Source organism: Blastomonas sp. CCH1-A6 (assembly GCF_001556365.1).
GTDB classification, from domain to species: domain Bacteria; phylum Pseudomonadota; class Alphaproteobacteria; order Sphingomonadales; family Sphingomonadaceae; genus Blastomonas; species Blastomonas ursincola.
Genome location: NZ_LSIS01000243.1, coordinates 1 through 1,413, shown reverse-complemented (window position 1 = coordinate 1,413; position 1,413 = coordinate 1). Strand labels below are relative to the sequence as shown.

The following is a 1,413-nucleotide window of genomic DNA, read 5'->3' as shown; positions in this document are numbered from 1 at the left end:
CCCGGCCCCGACATGGAAACCCCGCCCCCGCCCGAAGCCGGAAGCGGCGCGCCGCGCGCGGCAGACGCCATCTGGGGTGCCGAGGCGATGCGCGCCTCGCGTGAGGACCTGCAGAAAACCCATGGCGATTTCACCCTGTTCTGGTTCCAGGCCGACCGCGCCGAGTTTCAGGCACGCCAGGGTGACAATGGCTATCTCTGGGACCTGCAGGGCTTTTACGGCAACACCACGGACAAGTTCTTTTTCAAGAGCGAGGGCGAAGGCAGTTTCGGCGAACCGATCGAGGAGCTCGAGTTCCAGGCGCTCTATTCGCGCGCGATCGCGCCGTTCTTCGATCTGCAGGCCGGGTTCCGCCAGGATCTCGCCGGGCCCGATACCAGCTATGCGGTCATCGGCATCCAGGGGCTCGCGCCCTATATGTTCGAGCTCGATACCGCGCTGTTCCTGTCGCACCGGGGCGACCTGACCGCGCGGGTCGAGGCCGAGCTCGACCAGCGCATCGCGCAGAGCATACTCATCCAGCCGCGCGCTGAGCTCAACCTTGCGGCGCAGGACGTTCCCGAGCTCGGGATCGGCGCAGGCATCGACAGTTTCGAGCTTGGTGTCCGTCTGCGCTACGAGGTCATCCGCGAGATCGCGCCTTATATCGGTGTCGAGCAGGTCTGGAAGACCGGGCGCAGCGCCGATTTCGCGCGCGCCGCTGGAGAAGACCCCAGCGTCACCAACTTCGTCCTGGGCATTCGTTTCTGGTTTTGACGATAAGGAAGCTTGTTATGCGTTTTGGAACCCTTGTTACCGGCCTCGCCCTCGCCTGCACCACGATTGCCGCCGCTCCGGCCGTGCTCGCCCATGCCAAGGTCGTCGCTTCGACGCCAGCCGACAATGCCGTCGTGACCAAGCCCAAAACGGTCACCTTGACGTTCAACGAGGCGCTGTTGCCGCCGACGGTCGCCACCAGTATCGTCATGACTGCCATGCCGGGGGTCAAGGATCATGGCGAGATGACCATCCGCAATTTCACCACCGCCTGGTCGAACGGAAACAAGACCATGACGCTCAACCTGCGCCAGCCGCTTCGTCCGGGCAGCTATGAGGTTCGCTGGCAGGCCGCCGGAGCCGACGGTCATCGCATGCGGGGCAAGACAAGCTTCACGGTGAAATGATCCATGGCGATGGAGCTGGTCCAGCCGGGCATGCGCTTCGTGCAATATGCACTGTTGCTCGGCCTGTTCGGCGGCTTCGCCTTCCATGCCATGACCGCGCATGCCTTTGCGCGCACCAAGGATCGCCGCAACTGGGTGATCTTCGCAGCCATGGCGGCCCCCGTGGCCGTAGCGTTCAGCCTGGCCACTGATATCGCGGCCATGGTGGGGCAGTCGCCCCTCGATCTTGACGGGGCAGCGGTAGCATCGC

3 protein-coding genes are annotated in these 1,413 nt (G+C 64.4%); all 3 read left to right on the top strand.

The annotated features are described in order from the left end of the window. On the top strand, window positions 1-756 hold a 756-nt coding region (locus AX735_RS11435; protein ID WP_066280075.1), incomplete at its 5' end, for a copper resistance protein B. Between the two features lie 17 nt (window positions 757-773). Beyond that, a complete protein-coding gene (copC, locus tag AX735_RS11430) occupies window positions 774-1,163 on the top strand; it encodes a copper homeostasis periplasmic binding protein CopC (protein WP_066280073.1) in 390 nt (129 codons plus the stop codon). A gap of 3 nt (window positions 1,164-1,166) precedes the next feature. Continuing rightward, window positions 1,167-1,413: hypothetical protein (locus AX735_RS11425; protein WP_156447482.1), on the top strand; the 247-nt coding region annotated here is incomplete at its 3' end.

Coding starts and splice junctions, on each gene's coding strand:
- copC (WP_066280073.1), top strand. CDS start 774: ATGCGTTTTGGAACCCTTGTTACCGGCCTCGCCCTCGCCTGCACCACG.